We start from the raw sequence: 17,398 nt of genomic DNA, 5'->3' as shown, positions 1-17,398 counted from the left end.
GATGGGGTTCCGGTGGCGTTTCCGATGGGGAAGGAGAAGAAGATGTTCGGTGGAAGAGGGGAAAACTTGCCCTAGATTTGAAAATCTAGTTACTCTTGAGGAGCTTAAAACTGGAGAAGAAGGTATCATTGTCAAGGTCTTGGGAAATGGAACTTTTCGCCAGAGGCTCCTTGAAATGGGTTTCCTTCCCGGAACCAAGGTCCGGGTGATTCGCTATGCTCCCCTAGAGGATCCGGTGGAGTATGAAGTGAAAGGCTATCACGTGGCTCTTAGGCACGAGGAAGCGGCTCGGGTGTTGGTGGAGAAATGTCCGAAATAGTCATCGCCCTTGCTGGCAATCCTAATTCCGGTAAGACCACTATCTTCAATCAACTCACCGGGGCCCACCAAAAGGTCGGAAACTGGCCCGGAGTTACGGTTGAGAAGAAAGAGGGGGAGGCCCGCTTCCGAGACTTTACTTTGAAAGTGGTGGACCTTCCGGGCATCTATTCCTTTTCGGCCTATTCTCTGGAGGAGGTCATCGCCCGGAATTTTATCCTGGAGGAGTCCCCTAGGGTCATCGTGAACGTAGTGGACGCCTCCAACCTTGAGCGCAATCTCTATCTAACCGTGCAGCTCTTGGAGTTCGGAAAGCCCATGGTGGTGGCCCTCAACATGATAGATGTGGCCAAGAGTCGAGGGCTTTACGTGGATGTGGAGGTCTTGTCCCGGCTTCTTGGAGTTCCGGTGGTGCCTACCGTGGGAACTAAGAGGCTGGGCATAGAGGAGTTGGTTGAGACCGTAGTTCAGGTGGCTTTGGGAAAGAAGAAGAGCCAACCGGTGAATGTTTATTATGGCCGGGAAATAGAAGAGGCCCTAAGAGAGATTTCCGAAAAGCTATCCTCTTTGGGCATACTCCAGGATTATCCTTCCCGTTGGGTGGCCCTGAAGCTCCTTGAGGGGGATCGGGAGATCCTGAATAAGGTAAAAGAAGAACCCGCGGCCGAGGAACTTCTTTTGCGGGTAAAGGAGATCTCCGAAAGTCTTACCCGGCTTTTCGATGAAACTCCGGAGGCTTTGATCGTAGAGGCCCGTTACGGATTCATTTCCGGAGCGGTGCGCGAGGCCGTAAGAGTTTCGGCCATTTCTCGGAAGACCCTTTCCGAACGTCTGGACGATCTCTTGACCCATCGTCTTCTGGGTTTTCCTATATTTATTCTTTTCATGTATTTGCTATTTTATCTTACCTTTAAACTTGGGGCCTACCCCGTAGCCTGGCTGGAACATCTACTTGAAGCTTCCGAGAACCTTCTGCGGGCCAAACTTCCCCCGGGCCTTCTGCGGGAGATCCTTGTGGAGGGCGTTCTCGGAGGGGTAGGCGGAGTCTTGGTTTATCTGCCTAATATCCTCTTTCTTTTCCTAGGCATAAGCCTTTTCGAGGATACGGGTTATCTCGCGCGCGCGGCCTTCATTATGGATCGGGTTATGCATTCCTTGGGACTTCATGGAAAGTCGTTCATACCCCTTCTTATGGGCTTCGGTTGCAACGTTCCGGCCATCCTGGCTACCCGTACTCTTGAAAACCCACGTGAGCGTATTCTCACCATCCTCATAAATCCTCTCATGAGTTGTTCGGCGCGTTTTCCGGTCTATGTACTTTTTGCCGGGACCTTCTTTCGTGGGCATGAGACCCCGGTGGTCTTCGGGCTCTATGCCCTGGGGATTATCCTAGCGGCCCTCATTGCAAGATTGTTCGGAAGGATTCTGGTCAAAGAAGAGGACACCCCTTTCGTGCTCGAGCTTCCACCCTACCGGTTACCAACGGTCCGCAGCCTTTTCTTCCACATGTGGGACAAGACACGGATCTATCTTCGGAAGATGGGAGGCGTGATTCTGGTGGCCTCGCTCCTGCTATGGGGCTTTTCCGCTTTTCCTAGGGTGGACGGCCGATCCCCGGACCTTGCGGAAAGCTACATAGGTAAGGTGGGCCAAGCCATGGAGCCGGTGCTTGAGCCTCTTGGTTTTGACTGGCGTATGGGGGTGGCCCTTACTACGGGCTTTGTGGCCAAGGAAGTGGTGGTTTCCTCTCTCGGAGTGCTCTATAAGGTGGGGGAAGAAACCACCCAGACCCTTGAGGAGGCTCTCAGGGCTTCCGGCATGTCTCCGGCCGCGGCCTTGGCTTTCATGGTTTTCGTGTTGCTCTATGTGCCGTGTGTAGGGACCCTGATCGCCATCTGGAAGGAGACCGGAAGCTTGAAATATCCGGCCATCAATGTCATTTACCAGTTACTTTTGGCCTGGATCGTGTCCTTCCTTACTTATAGAATAGGGCAGTTTATAATAGGATAGCCAAATTCTGGGAGGCCGAGATGCTTGATATAAGGTTGATCCGGGAAAAGCCTGACTGGGTTAAAGAGAGACTTGCTACTCGCGGTGGAGATTATCCCATAGATCGGCTTTTGGAGCTCGATGAGGAACGGCGTAAGCTTACGGCCGAGGTGGACGGCCTTCGACACGAGCGCAAGAAACTCTCTGAGGAGATAGGGCGTCTCAAGCGCGAGGGGCAAGAGGCCGAAGATCTCGTCCGCCGAGTGAAAGAGATCGGGGAAAGGATCAAGGAGGTCGAAGATAGGCTACGGACTCTCAAGGAGGAGGAAAACCGGTTGCTTCTTGAGATTCCGAATATACCCCACGAAAGCGTTCCCGTGGGGGAAGACGAGACCGAGAACCAGGTGGTTAAGCGGTGGGGAGATCTTCCGAAATTCGACTTCGAACCTCGGCCGCATTGGGAGATCGGGGTGGAGCTCGGAATTCTCAATTTTGAGCAGGCGGCCAAGATTACAGGTTCCCGTTTTGTAGTTTATCACGGGGTAGGGGCGCTGCTTGAGCGGGCCCTTATCAACTTCATGCTCGATCTCCACATCCGTAAACACGGTTACCGGGAGGTCCTGCCTCCTTTTATCGTTAACGAGACCACCCTTATCGGAACCGGTCAGCTCCCTAAGTTCAAGGAGGATCTATTCAAGCTTGAGGATTGGGACTATTACCTGATACCCACAGCCGAAGTCCCAGTAACCAATCTTCACCGGGACGAGATCCTGACGGAGGAGGTTCTGCCTCTTTATTACACGGCCTACACCCCCTGTTTTCGTTCTGAGGCCGGATCTCACGGCCGTGATACCCGCGGTATCATAAGACAACACCAGTTTAACAAGGTGGAGTTGGTAAAGATCACCAAGCCGGAAACCTCCTACGATGAGCTGGAGAGCCTTCTTCTTGATGCCGAGGAGGTGCTACAGCTTCTTGGACTTCCTTACCGGGTATTGCTCCTCTGTACCGGGGACCTTGGTTTTTCGGCTGCCAAGACCTACGATATTGAGGTCTGGGCCCCGGGACAGAATCGTTTCGTGGAGATTTCATCTTGCTCTAACTGTGAGGATTATCAGGCCCGTCGGGCCAATATTCGTTATCGTCCGAAAGGGGGAGGCAAGCCCCGTTTTGTGCACACTTTGAACGGCTCTGGGGTGGCCGTAGGCCGGACGGTGATGGCCATTCTGGAAAACTACCAACAGGCTGACGGTTCGGTCGTCATCCCAGAGGTGTTGAGACCCTACATGGGAGGCCTCGAGCGCATCGAAAGGCCCTCTTGACAAGGCCGTAGGCCCTTTATAACTTTAAGAACTGATTGGTTCCCCGGTAGCTCAATCGGCAGAGCGGCGGGCTGTTAACCCGTAGGTTGCAGGTTCGAGTCCTGCCCGGGGAGCCAAAAATTCCCGGAAAGTTCCCTACTTACAAAACACCCGCTCTTGAGAACAAATTGCGATAAGGTGCTTGGGGCACCATTGGGGCACTTGCTCTATAAGTCCGCGAGAAACCGACGAAAACTCGCTGCAATCCATTCTCAATAAGAGGGGTCCCGAGAGGTTCGGCTCTGATTTTGGGTGATTATTCCCGGTTTTTCCGGCGGCGGCTCTCCTCTAGGGAGACCACCTTCTGCTTGGCCTCAAAGACCGGAGCCACCATCATGGCGTTCAAGCGGCCATATTTCCGGGTGGTGGATGGGCTACGGTGCCCCAGGGCCGCGCCGACCTGTTCGTAGGTGAAGCCGAGCTGTAGGAGTTGCATGGCGAAAGAGTGGCGGACGGCCTGGTAGAGATTTATCCCCTCCACACCCGCCTTGCGACAGGCCTCTTTGAAGGTAAGGGAGAGGAACTTCGCGGAGTAAGGTCTTGGGTCTTTGTAGCCGGGCACCTTCCGGGCGAAGACGAACATTGAGACCTTGTTCCGCGCAAGATCCTCGAAAAGATCCCTGAGCCTCCCCACAATGGGAATGGCCTTGGCTTTCCCCTCCTTGGGAGCCTCCACCAGCCGGTCGGCGCTGAATGTCCGCTTGATGAGGACGAAGCCCTCTTTGAGGTGGACCGCATCCCACATTAACGCTCGGGCCTCACCAGGGCGGCACCCGGTGAGGAACATGAACTCGAAGATGGGCCGATGGACCTCCGGTATCTCGGCGAGGATACGCTCCTGTGTCTCCGGATCGAGCCACCTGATCTCCGGCTCGGGAACCCGAATCTCCGGGAGGGGAGGAACCTCCTGAAGGATACCCCGGCGCTTCAGCCAGTTCAGAAAAGCCCGGAAGTCCACCAGGCGGTTGCGGATGGTTTTTGGGGAGAGACCTTCTTTCTGCCAGTCCATTGCAAGGCGGTGGAGGTGGACGCCCTGGATTTCGCGAACATCCATGGGGCCGAGGGCTTTCTCAATGAGGCGGAGGGTGTTTCGTTTATCACGGTAAGTGGAAGGCTTGAGATCTTTTTTCGTCTCCAAGTAGTCCTTGATGAGGGTAGGGAGTAAGTATTGCTTGAGTTCGCCCTTTACCCATTTAGAAGGGTCGAAAACACCCGACTCGATTTCATGCTGGATCAGCTCCCGCGCACGCTTGGCAAGCTCCCAAGAGGAGAGCGGCTGTCCGTCTTTGAATGAGTAGATCTTGATTTTGCGGCCCTTCCAACTCAGGTAGATGTAAAATCTGCGTGGGACGGTCTTACATTTGAGGCACAGATAACCTACGGGGGTCTCGGCGAAGGCTTTTCCGCATTTTGGGCACTTCTCTTTGGTCTTGATCCGCACCCGAGGCCCCTTGCGCTCCCTCTCGGGAGGCGCCACGAGCTTCTCGAGATCCAGTAGCACCATCAGAAGCTCTCTGTCAATCCTCACGTTTCATTTTTGTGCCTTCGCCATCAGGAAGAAAACGAATGGAAGCCTTCTAGGAGACAGAAGTAATTTGTGGTATGATTTATTCATACCAATTCTTGAGGAGGGAATGAGATGCCCCGGGTGGTTAAAAAGACCATTTCCCTTCCGCCCGAGCTTGCCCGGGTGGCGGAGGAGATAGCCCGGGAGGAAGGAAAGACTCTTAGTGGCGTGGTTCAGGAGGCCTTGAGGCTTCTCAAAAGGCAAAGGCTTTCCGAGGAATTTAAGTCCATCCAGGACTACTGGTCTCGCAAGGCCCGCGAGAAGGGCATCCTCACCGAAGAGGATCTTGAGTGCTATCTCAAGGATTAATGCGGGTTGTCTTCGATACCAACATTTATATTTCCGCTCTGGTTTTTCCCGGAGGTCTTGCGGAAAAGGCCATCTATCGAGTCCTTGAAGGGAAAGACGAGCTTTTCATTTCCAAAGCGATCCTTGACGAGCTATTGAGAGTCTTAGCGACTAAGTTCAGCAAAGACCGGGAAGAACTTGCCCGCCTAGCGGTATGGCTATCTGAAATAGCTCAATTTGTAAGTCCTAAGAGGAAGCTAACTATCCTTTCGGATGAAGCGGACAATCGGATTCTGGAGTGTGCAGTAGAGGCTGGAGCCGAGGTCATCGTTACCGGAGACCGGGAGATCTTGGATCTTGTCCAGTTTGAGGGGATCAGGATTTTGAGCTTAAGAGAGTATTTGAAAATCTGAAGTCTCTCGCCCAAGCCTGCCCAACATCTTCACATACTTCCACCGCACGATTTTTCCTCGGGGCTTCTTTTTTTTAAAAGGACTAAAAGCACCCTGCGAGGAGAGACCCGAATTATGAGAAGGGGCTTGAAGCCTTTTCTGCGGTGGGTGGGAGGCAAGAGGTGGCTTACCGCAAGGTATGGGGATATGTTTCCCAGGGAGTTCAACCGCTACATCGAGCCCTTTGTGGGCTCCGCAGCGGTTTTCTTCTATCTTCTTCCCGAGAAAGCGATCCTGGGAGACATAAACGAAGATCTGATCCTTACCTATGAGGCACTGCGGGAGGACTGGTGCCGTGTCTACGAGCTTCTCAAGGTCCACTACGAAAAACACTCAAAGGAGTATTACACCCGAGTTCGAAAGGAGAGGCCCGAAGCAATCTTCGAGCGGGCGGCATGGTTTCTTTACTTGAACAGTGCCTGTTTCAATGGGCTTTGTCGGTACAACCTGCGAGGTGAGTTCAACGCCCCCATGGGTAAGGAGATCAAACCTCTTTTGCCTCCGGAATTTTGGGAGGAGGTTTCCTGGGCCCTTCAAGCTGCGGATCTCCGCGTGAGCGATTTTGAGGCTCTGGTGGATCTGGCGGGGAAGGGTGACTTTCTCTTCATAGATCCTCCGTATGCGCTTCCCGAAAAAAGAGGGTTCAAGGACTATGTGCTCAAGGCCTTCGGCTGGGAGGATCAGGAGAGGCTCCTCAAGGCTCTATCGCGGGCTCTTGAGCGGGGAGCCGTGATCCTAGGGACGAATGTCTTTAACGAGGGGCTCGTTGAGATGTACCGGGAGGTTTTCGGGGAAAACCTGGCCCTGGTGGAGAGGGTAAGCTGTTTGGCTGCTAAAAAGGAAGGGCGAGGGAAGTATCGGGAGTTCATCTTCTGGGGAAACCTGGAGGTTCCCGCCGAGCTGAGGCCCGGGTTACCTCTTGAGGATCTTACTCGGAATTGCTTTTCGCTTTCGATCTCGGAGGGCGATTTTTCGAAAGATGGTTTTCAAAACTCTTCCTCTTCTGAGGAGGGGATAGGTTGGATGGAGACGGAGGTCGCCGCTTGGCGGTGGCCGGATGTTTCCGAAGGACGCCACCCTGCCGAAGGGTTGGTAGCCGTAATCGAACCCGTTTTCAAAAATTGGCTTCGAGTGAGGGACGGTCCTTTCGTGGAGGATCAAGACTTTACCTGAAGAATGATCCGACTCAGGTGCCTTTAAGTTGCAGTAATGTAGGCTTTTTCTTCTTAAAGGCCAGCCGAAAGAGGGATATTGCGAAAAAAATCGCCTGCCAGAGGCCTCTCTGGATCGAGCCCTTTTCTTCTGCGGACTCCCCCAGATCTTTTCTCCAGGAAGAGTCTCGCAAGATCAAAAAGTGATTCGAAAATGACGACCGTTCCACGAATTTCTGCCATACTGAGTTTTTAGAAAATCGTTTTTCAATTTGAGAAGGCGGTGTTTTTCGACAACCGTTGGGCATTTTGAGATTCAGACCTGCCGGAAACCTGCTGGCCACCCTAGTAGAGGGAGAACTTAGATTCGAGATGGCAAAAGATCTACTCTTTGGTGGGAAGGATCGACTCTGCCAGGAAGAACTAATCATTATTGGATCTATATATTCTTCCCCGAGACCCCCTTGAGGCCCTTCTGAAAGCTTCCTGAGTCCTTCCGGAAAGATCTTTTCCTCGGATCTTTCTTTAGGTGAGGACACCGAAGGGGAGGACGAAAGGGAATGGATCTTGGTCTGGATCTGGATCTCATGGCGATCTTGGTTGCGTTGGTTTTCGTGGTGCTCCTCCTTGTGCGGAGTTTCCGGATATTAGGGCCTGCGGCATCCGCTCCTTCGGAGGGGGCTTTTTTCTTCTTTTTAGACAGGGGTGAAAACCCTAAAAGGAGGAGCGCCATGAAAGAGTGTCATTGCCCGAAGCAAAAACTTTTGAGGCTAAAGGAAGAGCTTCTCGCCAAGCATCTTTACGGTCTCAAAGAGGAGCTTTTGGAGGAGCTTGAAAAGGGCTCTTTCAAAGGAGATGACGACGTGGTGGTGAGGGCAAGGGCTTTGGTAGCTGGTCTTGACGAATTTCGGCTTTTCTATCCCCAACTTCAGCGTCCGGTCTTAGAAAATCTTTCCGATGAAAAGGTCCTTGAGCTTTTCGAGCACATGAAAAGGGAGCTTCCTTTAAGGGAAGAGGTGGTTAAGAGGATTCTGGTGCAGTTTCTTTTAAAGTTTTTGATGGGGTCTCGGTGCACGCGGGCTCCTTTCCTGGTGGGACCTCCGGGAACAGGCAAGAGCCAGGCGGTCGTGGCGCTTCGGTATGCGCTTGAGAGAATTGGAATTTCGGCCTGCGTGATGAGAGTGGTCTGCACCTCGGGGGATGAAGGGAAGGAACAGATGGACATGAAACTTTTCGGGACCGAAGCTCACTATTCCAACGCCCATCCTTCGGAGATCTTGAAGCTTGTGGCGCAGAAGAAACACCGGGTGGTGATCGTCTTTCTGGATGAAGTGGACAAGGCCGGGGTAGAGATCGTGCCCATCCTGGTGAAACTGCTTGATCCAGCCCAACCTCTGGAGGACAACTTTGTTTCCGGGATGTTTCCTAGTCGCAGGCATGATATGAGGTACAAGGTTTTTGTGATGCTTGCGGGGAATAGGACCGGGGAGTTCGAAGGGCTACCGGAGCTTTGCGATCGGGTGGAGTTCATCGAGTTTCCGCCTTACAGCCCGGAGGAGAAGGTGAAGGTTCTCCTGAACCTTTCTTACAGGAACCTTTCGAATGTCTTGAAGAGGTATTCTGCTGAGACTGTCCGCAAGGTGGCCCGAAAGGTTTTGGCGGCGCATAAAAGTCTCGAAGTGACTTTTCGGTATCTGGTAAACCGGGTGGAGGTGGAGCTTCTTGAAGAGCGATTTCCGTTTCTAAGAACTGGCAGTAAGAAGATCAAAGGACTTACGGTCATTTCTAGAATTGGCTTTTGCCTCTCTAAATAGAAAGGAGGAATAACCGCTAATGGCTAGCCCCGGGGAGGGGCCGGCTAGGCCACTCCTCGGGGAGTTCAGGAGGCAATGAAGAATAAGGAGGGCCAAAAATGCGACACAATCTTAAAAGTCAAAACATCGGTTTATCGAAAAGCCGGATCATGTCTTATCTTCAATGTCCGAAAAGGTTATGGCTTGAAGTCCACAAGCCGGAACTTAAGGAAGAAAATAAAGACGAACTGAAGTTATGTATCTTCTGGGGAAACAAATTAAACGAAATAGCTAGAACACGATATCCAGGAGGTATTCTGATTGAGTATTCTCAAAATCTATCTCATACTCTGGAAAAAACCAAACAATTGATAAATGAGAACATACATTCGGCATTTTTTGAACCCGCTTTTGCTCACCAAGGACTCCTCGTTCGAGTGGACATTTTGAAAAGACTAAGAAACAAATACGAACTGATAGAAGTAAAATCTGCCAAGAAAATAAAAGATTATTACCTCGATGATTGTGCTATACAGTGGTTTACTTTACAAAATTCCGGTATACCGGTAACCAAAGTCAAGGTAGCCTACATAAACGAAAACTTCGAATATCGGGGGGACGGAAACTACGGTGACCTTTTAATAACGGAAGATGTTACCGAAAAATGTCGGCCCAAAATCCAGAAGATCCCTCAATGGATAGATGACGCTTACCGAATCATTGCCTCGCCTGAGGAAATAAACCAATTTCCCGGATCGCACTGTAATAGTCCGGTAAAATGTCCCTTTCAGAGTTACTGTAAAAACCTCCACGGAATAGAGTTTCCGATATGGAATCTCCCCCGGATTACCAACAACCAACATTACGAGTCATTCCTTAAGAAAGGCGTTTACGACATCCGCCACATCACCGAAGCGGAGGCCTGTCTTCTTTCCGAAAAACAGAAGCTGGTTTGGGAATGTACGGTGAGAAACAAAGAGTATTTTGATCCCACACTGCGGGAAAAACTCCGGAGTTACACTTATCCCCGCTTTTATCTCGATTTTGAAACGGTAAGTTTTGTGGTTCCGGTATGGGAAAGAACCCGTCCCTACCAACATATTCCCTTTCAATATTCCTGTCACATAGAAACGGCCCCCGGAGTATTGGAACACCGGGAATACGTAGACCTTAGCGGAAACGATCCGCGAAGAGAGTTCGTCGAAAGTCTTATAACGCTCTTCAAGGGCACCCAAGGTCCCATATTTGTTTACTGGAATTTCGAGGGGAGAATCCTCTCCCAGCTTGCTCAGGATTTTCCGGAATACAGGGAAGACCTGGAGAGCATTAAGGCCCGTCTCGTGGATCTCTGCAAGCTCTTAAACGACCACTACTACCATCCCGACATGAAAGGCTCATGGTCTTTAAAGAGCGTGGCTCCAGTGGTCATCCCCGGATTTTCTTACGAGGATTTGGAAATAAGTCACGGAAGCATGGCCACACATGCCTATCTCCAGGCTTACTACGGAATGATCCCTCAGGAAGAAATCCCGAAGCTTGAAAGGGAACTCAAGCGGTATTGCGGGCTTGACACACAAGCCCTTTACGAGCTGGTCCGAATCTTCTCCCAAAAATAGGACCGTTCAAACTTATTGAACGGTGAGGTGTTATAAAATAAAGACCAAACCAAAAGAAAAGGAGTTTACCGATGAAACTTTACCATCTCTCTGATCTTCACCTAGGGGTTGAATCCCCGTTTCTAGGAAGAGCGGGTCATCAGAGGATGGTGATGCGAAAACTTCGGGAGGTGATATCTCGAGCCAGAGAAGAAGATGTAAAGTTCGTGGTGCTAGCGGGAGATATTTTCGATTCCAACGCCCTGTCCTCCTCTCTGGTTCTGGAATTTCTGGAGCTCCTTTCCGAGGCCAAAGATGTAAACTTCATACTCCTTCCCGGAGGTGGAAACGCTCACAGAGAGGAGGTAAGCGGACACGATGCCTATACCGAAAATTCCCTTTACCGAAGACTGGAGGTTAAGTCCTATTTCGACCGCAAAGATCACCTGTTTCTCTTAACCCCGGAAGACCCTGTGGCGGTCTTCAGAGAGGAAGGCATGGCCTTCTACGGCGGATTTTTCGACTACCCCAAAACAAGACTTGCGGAGGGCGTGTCGTATCATGTGGCGGTCATGCACGGAGCCTTTGGCGAAAGACCGGAGTTTAAGGAAAAGTCTCTGAAAGACGAAAGGGCCCTCGCTTACGATTATCTGGCTCTCGGGCACTATCACCGTTTCAAAATGCTTTCCAACAAAGCCGCCTACAGCGGGGCCTTCATCCAGTTTGAATTTCTGCCTTATCGGAAGGGAGCAAGCGGTTATGTAGAGGTTGACCTTTCTATCTCCCCTCATCCCCAAATCGCTTATAGAGCCTTTGAGGATGCCCCTCGTTTTATTTACTTCAAGGTGCTCTCTGATAAAGATCTGGAAAAGCTTAAGACTCTGGACTTTGAACATTCTTATGTGAAAATCACCGGTTATCTAGAGGACTTCAGAGACGATCTTGAGGAGATCAAGAATCGCTACCCGGATAGAATTCGAATAGATGAGGCCGCGGAGATCAAAAGAGAGGCCCTTATCTTTGTAGAGGCTCTGGAAAAAATCCTTGAGAAAAAAGTCCCCGAAGAGTTGCGGGAGGAGGTCAAGGAAGTTCTGCTTTACGGCCTTAAGATTAGCTCTCGCAAATCGGACTTTGAACGGTTTTTGAGGGACAAATACGGCCTTTAAGGGGGAAACAGCTATGAGACTCCTCAAGGTATCCTTCAAAAACTATAAAATCCTAGAGGACAGGGAATTTGAGTTTAAGGACAATCCCTTTGTCTTTACGGCTCCGAATGAGACGGGAAAATCTACCCTCATCGAGGGCATAAAAGACGCCTTTTCACTTTCCCCGGAAAGACTCAAGGCCAAGAGAACCGAGGGAAAAGAGATAGATCCGGTCTTGGAAGTAACCTTCGAGATTGGAGAGCACACCTACACCCTCAAAGTTAATGCTCAGGACGGAACGGTGCGGCTTTCGGGAAGCGATGGTACGGATCTCGGCCGAGCCAAGGCCATAGAGGATTTTCTGGAGCGAAAGGGGTATCATTTCTTTCCCGCGGTCTTAAACGGCCTTCTGGTCTTAAAGGAAAGGGATCTTGCCACCGAAACCGGAAAGGGCCTAAAGAGTTTGCTTGACACAGTCCTCAAATCGGCAAGCATCGAAGAAGTGAAAAAGCTGCTAGAAGACATACTCATTTTCCAGAAAGGGAGCACACAGAGGTTCAAGAGCAGGCCCTTTGGAAAAGAGGAAAAATCCCTCAAGGAAGAGCTGAAACGCACAGAGGAACGCTTAACCGAAACCATTAAAAGACACGAGGAATATCGAAGGAACAAAGAGGAGCTTGAGAAAACGAAAGCTGAGCTTGAAGAGAAAATTAAAGCGAAGACGGCTCTTGAGGCTGAAATTGAAAGAGACAAAAGATTACTGAATTATGCCACCTTCAAGGAAACGGAAAATAAGATAAAAGATTTGAAGAAAAAAATTGAAGACCTTGAAAAACAACTGAAAGAATACGGCCAGAAAGAGAAGGAAAAACTAGAAGAAAAAGAAAAGCTCAAAAGGCAAGAAAATGAAGTTTTCGAGAAAATCAACCAGCTAAACAGGAAAAAACTTGAGTTAATAAAGGCAGAACAGGAACTCAAAGATACCAACCAAAAGATTAAATTTTTACAAGAGATAGAAGAACTAAACCGGAAACTCGGGAAGTTTCAAAACCGGAGTTCCAAAGAACTGAGATCCGATTTTTTAGATTGGGAGACCTATCGAAGGCTGTGCCATAGGTCAAGGGGCATCATCAGGGTCTTGGAAGCTAAAGACAAAGTCGGGGTTGGAGATCAAGCTAAATTAGGCCCGGGGGAAGCTTACGAATTCGAAGGCGAAGCCCTTATTCGCTACCGGGATCTTTCGCTTCAAATCTATACCTCCCAGGAGATAGAAAAAGTAAAGAAAAAAGTCGAAAAACTGGCCAAAACTTACGGAAGCATTGAAACCCTGGAGGACTTGATAAGTTTACTTGAACAAAAGGAGCGTCTTTCCACAAGATTCGATACCGAGGAAGATCTGGTCCGACTGCGAGAGAAAGCCAGAGCCTTATCGGACAAAATAAAGGAATTGGAGAATATCGACGAAGAAATAGAAAAAAAGGAAAAAGAAAGAGAAGCGTTAAGCCGAAGGCTTGAGGAAGTAGAAAAAGGGCTTGAGGAGATTCAAAAACGGAAAAGCGAGCTTGAACCTAAAAGACAGAAGTTTGAGGATGAGAGGGATCGTCAAGAGGAGGCGCTTAAATCCCTCGAAAAAGAGATAGAAAACCTCACTCTTAAGGAAGCTAAAGAGTTTGAAGAAGAGTGTTCGCACCTAGATCTCGAAGATTTGAAAACCAAAATCGAAGAGAAAGAAAGGCGGCTTGAAGAACTACGGGAAGAAATAGTGGAGCTAGAGAAGAAAAAGAGCCTTTATGAAGGCTTGACCCAAAAAGAGCCGGATAAAAAAGAGCTTGACGACCTACTTTTCCAGAAAAGAGAGCTTGAAGAGAAGCTCCGGCGCATGCTAAATATGGAAAGAGTCCTGCGGTTTGGGCTTGAGGTGCTTGCGGAGTTGAGGGGGGAGATTAATCGTCGATATTTAGGAGAGTTCGAATCCAGCGTAAGCGACCTCTTCTCCCGTATTACCTACGGAAATTACACTGGCGTAAAATTCAAGACCGAAAGCCTCTTTTTCGACGGCGACACCTTTAAAACCAAATGGAGAGCTATCCGTAAGGACGGAAGATCCTTTCCCATTAACGAGCTTTCTGACGGAACCTCTTCTCAGCTCCTTCTCTCCGCCCGATTGGCCCTGATTCGTCTCTTTTTCGACCGCAAGGCCTTTTTGCTGCTTGACGAACCCTTCGCCTATTTTGACCATGACCGCACCCAAAAGACGATGGAGATATTGCATTCCCTTACCAAGGAGGGCTGGCAGGTAATCGTAATGAGTGCGAAGGGATAGAAAAAGGAGCTCGGGCGTTATGGGAACGAAACTTTAGACGACATAAAACGCATTTTTCAAGAGCACAAATCAATATTAGCTAAAGAATTTCGGGTTTAAAGAGATTAATCTTTTTATTCTTGTGTGCAGGGGAGGAAATCTTGGGTAGTGATATTGATATTTTAGTGGAATTTGAAAGGCTAATCGGCTTAAAGATTGTTGGCCTCAAAGATTATTTAGAACGCATTTTAGGAGTAAAGGTTGATGTAGTTTCTAAAAAGGCTGTTATCAGGAAACCCAGGCTTTCCGCCTTCACATCTTATCTCACTTTAGCTTGTCAAGAAAATTTAAGTTAGGTAGAAAAACCTTTTAAAGGGGGAAAGAAATACTTGTAGGGTGGCTTAGGAAAAACTACGAATATCCCGAAATCGAGATGACCGAGGAGCGCGAGATCATCGGCGTCGTGAGCCAGAAGATAAAGTCAGAAGATAAAGAAGTACTGAATGATTACCGACTATCACGCTAAATATTACGCTTACGCTATTAAACAACGTAGTAGCCAAGAATTAACCCGTCTATCGCACTCTCTTTTTGATGCCGCGGTTGATCTTAATCCTCACCAAATTGAAGCCGCTCTTTTTGCTTTGCGTTCTCCTATTTCCAAAGGAGTTATTTTGGCTGATGAAGTAGGTCTTGGAAAAACTATCGAGGCCGGGTTAGTACTATGCCAGTTTTGGGCAGAACGCAAGCGTAAACTTTTGATTATTTGTCCAGCTTCTATTCGCAAACAATGGTCTCTTGAATTAGAGGAAAAATTTTTCCTGCCTACAATTATTCTTGATGCTAAATCTTTCAAAGAATCTATGGCACAAGGAAATCCCAATCCTTTCGATTGTGACCGAATTGTTATTACTTCTATGCACTATGCCAGCCGGATGGCCCATTACATTCGCGCAGTTAATTGGGATCTAGTAGTTATAGACGAAGCCCATAAACTGCGAAATCTTTATCGGCCTTCGAATCGGATCGGACAAAATATAAAATTTGCTTTAGAAGACCGTCCTAAAATTCTTTTGACGGCCACTCCGCTTCAAAACTCTCTACTCGAACTCTATGGACTTTCTCTTTTGATAGACGAACGCATTTTTGGAGATCTAAAAGCTTTCCGTGCCCAATATATGGGACGAAACGGTAATTTGTTAGAGCTACGAGAAAGGCTTCAAAAGTTTTGTTATCGAACTCTTAGGCGTCAGGTAACCGAATATATTCGCTACACTGAAAGGCGTCTTATTACCCAACCCTTTACTCCTTCGGATGACGAGCAAGGCCTTTATGAAGCTATATCATCCTATCTACAGCGTGAAGATACTTACGCCTTTCCAAAGCGACATCGTCATCTCATGATTCTAATTGCCAGAAAACTTTTGGCTTCTTCTCCGAGAGCAGTAGCCGCCATGCTAGAGGCTTTACGTGACAGACTTATCGAACTTCGAGATGGGCTCAAAGAAAAAGATGATAGCGACCTGCTCGAACGCATCCTCAATGAGGAAGAGCTCGAAAGCGAACTTATTGAAGAAGACACTGAGCCGGAGGAAGAACTCTCCACAGAAGAAATCGATTTACAAAAACTTGAAGCCGAAATTTCTGAGCTTGACTCCCTCATTCGCTGGGCGAAAAGCATAGGCATAGATAGTAAGGCCCGAGCTCTTCTTAAGGCTTTAGAAATTGGCTTTAAAAAAATGGAGGAAATGGGGGCGGCTCGAAAAGCCGTTATTTTTACAGAGTCTCGCCGTACTCAACAGTTTCTCAAAGATTTCCTAGAAGCCAACGGCTATGCTGGGCGCATAGTCACTTTTAGTGGCACTAATACAGACCCTGAAAGCCATCGCATTTATGAAAAATGGCTTGAAGTTAACGCCGGCACCGGCCGTATAACCGGTAATAAGCAAGTGGACATCAGAACGGCTCTAATTGAACATTTCCGAGACTATGCCGAAATTTTGATTGCCACGGAAGCCGGGGCGGAAGGAATAAATCTCCAGTTCTGTTCTCTGGTGATTAACTACGATCTTCCTTGGAATCCCCAGCGTATCGAACAGCGTATCGGTCGTTGCCATCGTTATGGCCAAAAGTTTGATGTAGTGGTAATCAATTTTTTAAACCAGCGCAACGCTGCAGATCAAAGAGTTTACGAGCTTTTGACCGAAAAATTTCGTCTTTTCACTGGACTTTTTGGTGCTTCGGATGAAGTCCTTGGAGCTATAGAATCAGGCGTAGATTTCGAAAAAAGGGTTTTGGAAATATACCAAACTTGCCGTACCCCAGAAGAAATCGATGAAGCCTTTCGTAAGCTCCAAAAAGAGCTTGATGAAAAGATCAAGAGCACTTTAGCTGAAACCCGCCGCAAACTTTTGGAACATTTTGACGAAGAAGTTCACGAACGCCTAAAACTCCGCTTAAGCGAAACAGAGCAATATCTTGATCGTCTAAGTCGTATGTTTTGGGGTCTTACCAAGAATATTCTTAAAGATTGCGCCAAATTTGATGATAAATCTTTGAGTTTTGAGCTCTATCGTTCTCCGATAGAAGGAATTCCCCTCGGCCGTTATTATTTGAAAACCTCTCAAAGTTCTAAAAAGATAGGAGCACGGTTTCTTTATCGTTTTTCTCATCCCTTAGGAGAGTATGTTCTGAACGAAGGCCAAAAGCTTCCTACCCCTCCCATGCATGTAATTTTTGATATAACAAACCACCCTGCGCGTATTACTGTGATTGAAAACCTTAAAGGTCAATCCGGTTGGATACATTTACAAAGGCTGGTAATAGAATCTTTTCAAAAAGAGGAATACTTACTTTTTTCCGGTGTTACTGACGAGGGTCAATCTCTCGACCAGGAAATATGCGAAAAACTTTTCCTTTGCGGTGGAGAAGTGGAAGGACCTGTCCAAATTCCGCAAGAAGTAGCCAAACGCCTAGAGGCAGAGACCGAACGTCATGTTCAGGCCACCATTGCACGCTCTCTTGAAGAAAACAACCGCTACTTTCAGGAAGCAAGAGAACAACTTGAAAAATGGGCAGATGATATGATTTTGGCTGCTGAGCAGGAACTTAACCAAACCAAAGAACAGATAAAAGCCCTAAGGCGCCAGGCTCGTTTGGCCGCCACTCTTGAAGAACAACACAAAATTCAGCGTAAACTTCAAGAGCTTGAACGGAAAAAGCGCCGCTTACGACAAAAAATTTTTGATATCGAGGATGAAATTTTGGCCAAACGGGATGAACTTATCGAACAACTTGAGCGAAGACTTAGACAGAAGACTTATCGAGAACCTCTTTTTACTATTAGATGGTCGGTTATATAAAAATTAAGGGGGAGGATCTAAATGTCCCAGCAGTTTGAAAAACTAAAAAAACTTCTGGCCGAGCTTTTTCAATTT

13 protein-coding genes and 1 tRNA gene are annotated in these 17,398 nt (G+C 48.5%); 13 read left to right on the top strand and 1 reads right to left on the bottom strand.

Annotation, left to right across the window (positions count from 1 at the left end; all coding sequences use genetic code 11):
• The first annotated feature begins 1 nt into the window (after window position 1).
• The 4 genes from TDIS_RS11305 (at window position 2) to TDIS_RS06295 (ending at window position 3,745) form a co-directional block, all read left to right on the top strand.
• A complete protein-coding gene (locus TDIS_RS11305) occupies window positions 2-319 on the top strand; it encodes a FeoA family protein (protein ID WP_208595682.1) in 318 nt (105 codons plus the stop codon).
• Window positions 307-2,328, top strand: coding sequence for a ferrous iron transport protein B (gene feoB, locus TDIS_RS06305; RefSeq protein ID WP_068670465.1), 2,022 nt, complete (start codon window positions 307-309; stop codon window positions 2,326-2,328). Before TDIS_RS11305 ends, feoB begins: the two co-directional genes overlap by 13 nt.
• A gap of 20 nt (window positions 2,329-2,348) precedes the next feature.
• A complete protein-coding gene (gene serS, locus TDIS_RS06300) occupies window positions 2,349-3,629 on the top strand; it encodes a serine--tRNA ligase (RefSeq protein ID WP_068670463.1) in 1,281 nt (426 codons plus the stop codon).
• 40 nt (window positions 3,630-3,669) lie between these two features.
• Window positions 3,670-3,745 (top strand) — tRNA-Asn (locus TDIS_RS06295).
• Window positions 3,746-3,924: 179 nt separating this feature from the next.
• Here the strand turns inward: TDIS_RS06295 and TDIS_RS06290 are convergent.
• Window positions 3,925-5,196: a tyrosine-type recombinase/integrase gene (locus TDIS_RS06290; RefSeq protein WP_153303788.1), complete on the bottom strand. Its 1,272-nt coding sequence runs from the start codon at window positions 5,194-5,196 to the stop codon at window positions 3,925-3,927.
• Between the two features lie 111 nt (window positions 5,197-5,307).
• On the opposite strand from TDIS_RS06290, the gene TDIS_RS06285 reads away from it, so the two are divergent.
• From TDIS_RS06285 to TDIS_RS06245, 9 genes are all read left to right on the top strand, one after another.
• Window positions 5,308-5,544, top strand: coding sequence for a hypothetical protein (locus TDIS_RS06285; protein WP_068670459.1), 237 nt, complete (start codon window positions 5,308-5,310; stop codon window positions 5,542-5,544).
• Window positions 5,544-5,936, top strand: coding sequence for a putative toxin-antitoxin system toxin component, PIN family (locus TDIS_RS06280; RefSeq protein ID WP_068670457.1), 393 nt, complete (start codon window positions 5,544-5,546; stop codon window positions 5,934-5,936). Before TDIS_RS06285 ends, TDIS_RS06280 begins: the two co-directional genes overlap by 1 nt.
• A gap of 114 nt (window positions 5,937-6,050) precedes the next feature.
• Complete coding sequence (locus TDIS_RS06275) at window positions 6,051-7,148, top strand: DNA adenine methylase (RefSeq protein ID WP_068670455.1); 1,098 nt, start codon at window positions 6,051-6,053, stop codon at window positions 7,146-7,148.
• Between the two features lie 538 nt (window positions 7,149-7,686).
• Window positions 7,687-8,940 carry an AAA family ATPase gene (locus tag TDIS_RS06270; protein WP_068670453.1) on the top strand — a complete coding sequence of 418 codons (1,254 nt, stop codon included), beginning with the start codon at window positions 7,687-7,689 and terminating at the stop codon, window positions 8,938-8,940.
• Between the two features lie 98 nt (window positions 8,941-9,038).
• Complete coding sequence (locus TDIS_RS06265; protein WP_068670451.1) at window positions 9,039-10,535, top strand: DUF2779 domain-containing protein; 1,497 nt, start codon at window positions 9,039-9,041, stop codon at window positions 10,533-10,535.
• A 71-nt stretch (window positions 10,536-10,606) separates the two neighbouring features.
• Window positions 10,607-11,680: a metallophosphoesterase family protein gene (locus TDIS_RS06260; RefSeq protein WP_068670449.1), complete on the top strand. Its 1,074-nt coding sequence runs from the start codon at window positions 10,607-10,609 to the stop codon at window positions 11,678-11,680.
• A gap of 13 nt (window positions 11,681-11,693) precedes the next feature.
• On the top strand, window positions 11,694-13,982 hold the full coding sequence (locus tag TDIS_RS06255; RefSeq protein ID WP_068670447.1) for an AAA family ATPase: 2,289 nt from the start codon (window positions 11,694-11,696) through the stop codon (window positions 13,980-13,982).
• A gap of 140 nt (window positions 13,983-14,122) precedes the next feature.
• Window positions 14,123-14,317, top strand: coding sequence for a nucleotidyltransferase family protein (locus TDIS_RS06250; RefSeq protein WP_084271002.1), 195 nt, complete (start codon window positions 14,123-14,125; stop codon window positions 14,315-14,317).
• Between the two features lie 147 nt (window positions 14,318-14,464).
• On the top strand, window positions 14,465-17,323 hold the full coding sequence (locus TDIS_RS06245; RefSeq protein WP_068670442.1) for an SNF2-related protein: 2,859 nt from the start codon (window positions 14,465-14,467) through the stop codon (window positions 17,321-17,323).
• The last annotated feature ends 75 nt before the right edge of the window (window positions 17,324-17,398 follow it).

The organism is Thermosulfurimonas dismutans (assembly GCF_001652585.1).
Lineage (GTDB): Bacteria > Desulfobacterota > Thermodesulfobacteria > Thermodesulfobacteriales > Thermodesulfobacteriaceae > Thermosulfurimonas > Thermosulfurimonas dismutans.
This window is presented reverse-complemented; position numbering and strand designations above follow the sequence as displayed.

Bases quoted from the DNA above. Each gene is read 5' to 3' on its own strand.
- TDIS_RS11305 (WP_208595682.1), top strand. From the start codon at position 2: ATGGGGTTCCGGTGGCGTTTCCGATGGGGAAGGAGAAGAAGATGTTCG.
- feoB (WP_068670465.1), top strand. From the start codon at position 307: ATGTCCGAAATAGTCATCGCCCTTGCTGGCAATCCTAATTCCGGTAAG.
- serS (WP_068670463.1), top strand. From the start codon at position 2,349: ATGCTTGATATAAGGTTGATCCGGGAAAAGCCTGACTGGGTTAAAGAG.
- TDIS_RS06285 (WP_068670459.1), top strand. From the start codon at position 5,308: ATGCCCCGGGTGGTTAAAAAGACCATTTCCCTTCCGCCCGAGCTTGCC.
- TDIS_RS06280 (WP_068670457.1), top strand. From the start codon at position 5,544: ATGCGGGTTGTCTTCGATACCAACATTTATATTTCCGCTCTGGTTTTT.
- TDIS_RS06275 (WP_068670455.1), top strand. From the start codon at position 6,051: ATGAGAAGGGGCTTGAAGCCTTTTCTGCGGTGGGTGGGAGGCAAGAGG.
- TDIS_RS06270 (WP_068670453.1), top strand. From the start codon at position 7,687: ATGGATCTTGGTCTGGATCTGGATCTCATGGCGATCTTGGTTGCGTTG.
- TDIS_RS06265 (WP_068670451.1), top strand. From the start codon at position 9,039: ATGCGACACAATCTTAAAAGTCAAAACATCGGTTTATCGAAAAGCCGG.
- TDIS_RS06260 (WP_068670449.1), top strand. From the start codon at position 10,607: ATGAAACTTTACCATCTCTCTGATCTTCACCTAGGGGTTGAATCCCCG.
- TDIS_RS06255 (WP_068670447.1), top strand. From the start codon at position 11,694: ATGAGACTCCTCAAGGTATCCTTCAAAAACTATAAAATCCTAGAGGAC.
- TDIS_RS06245 (WP_068670442.1), top strand. From the start codon at position 14,465: ATGATTACCGACTATCACGCTAAATATTACGCTTACGCTATTAAACAA.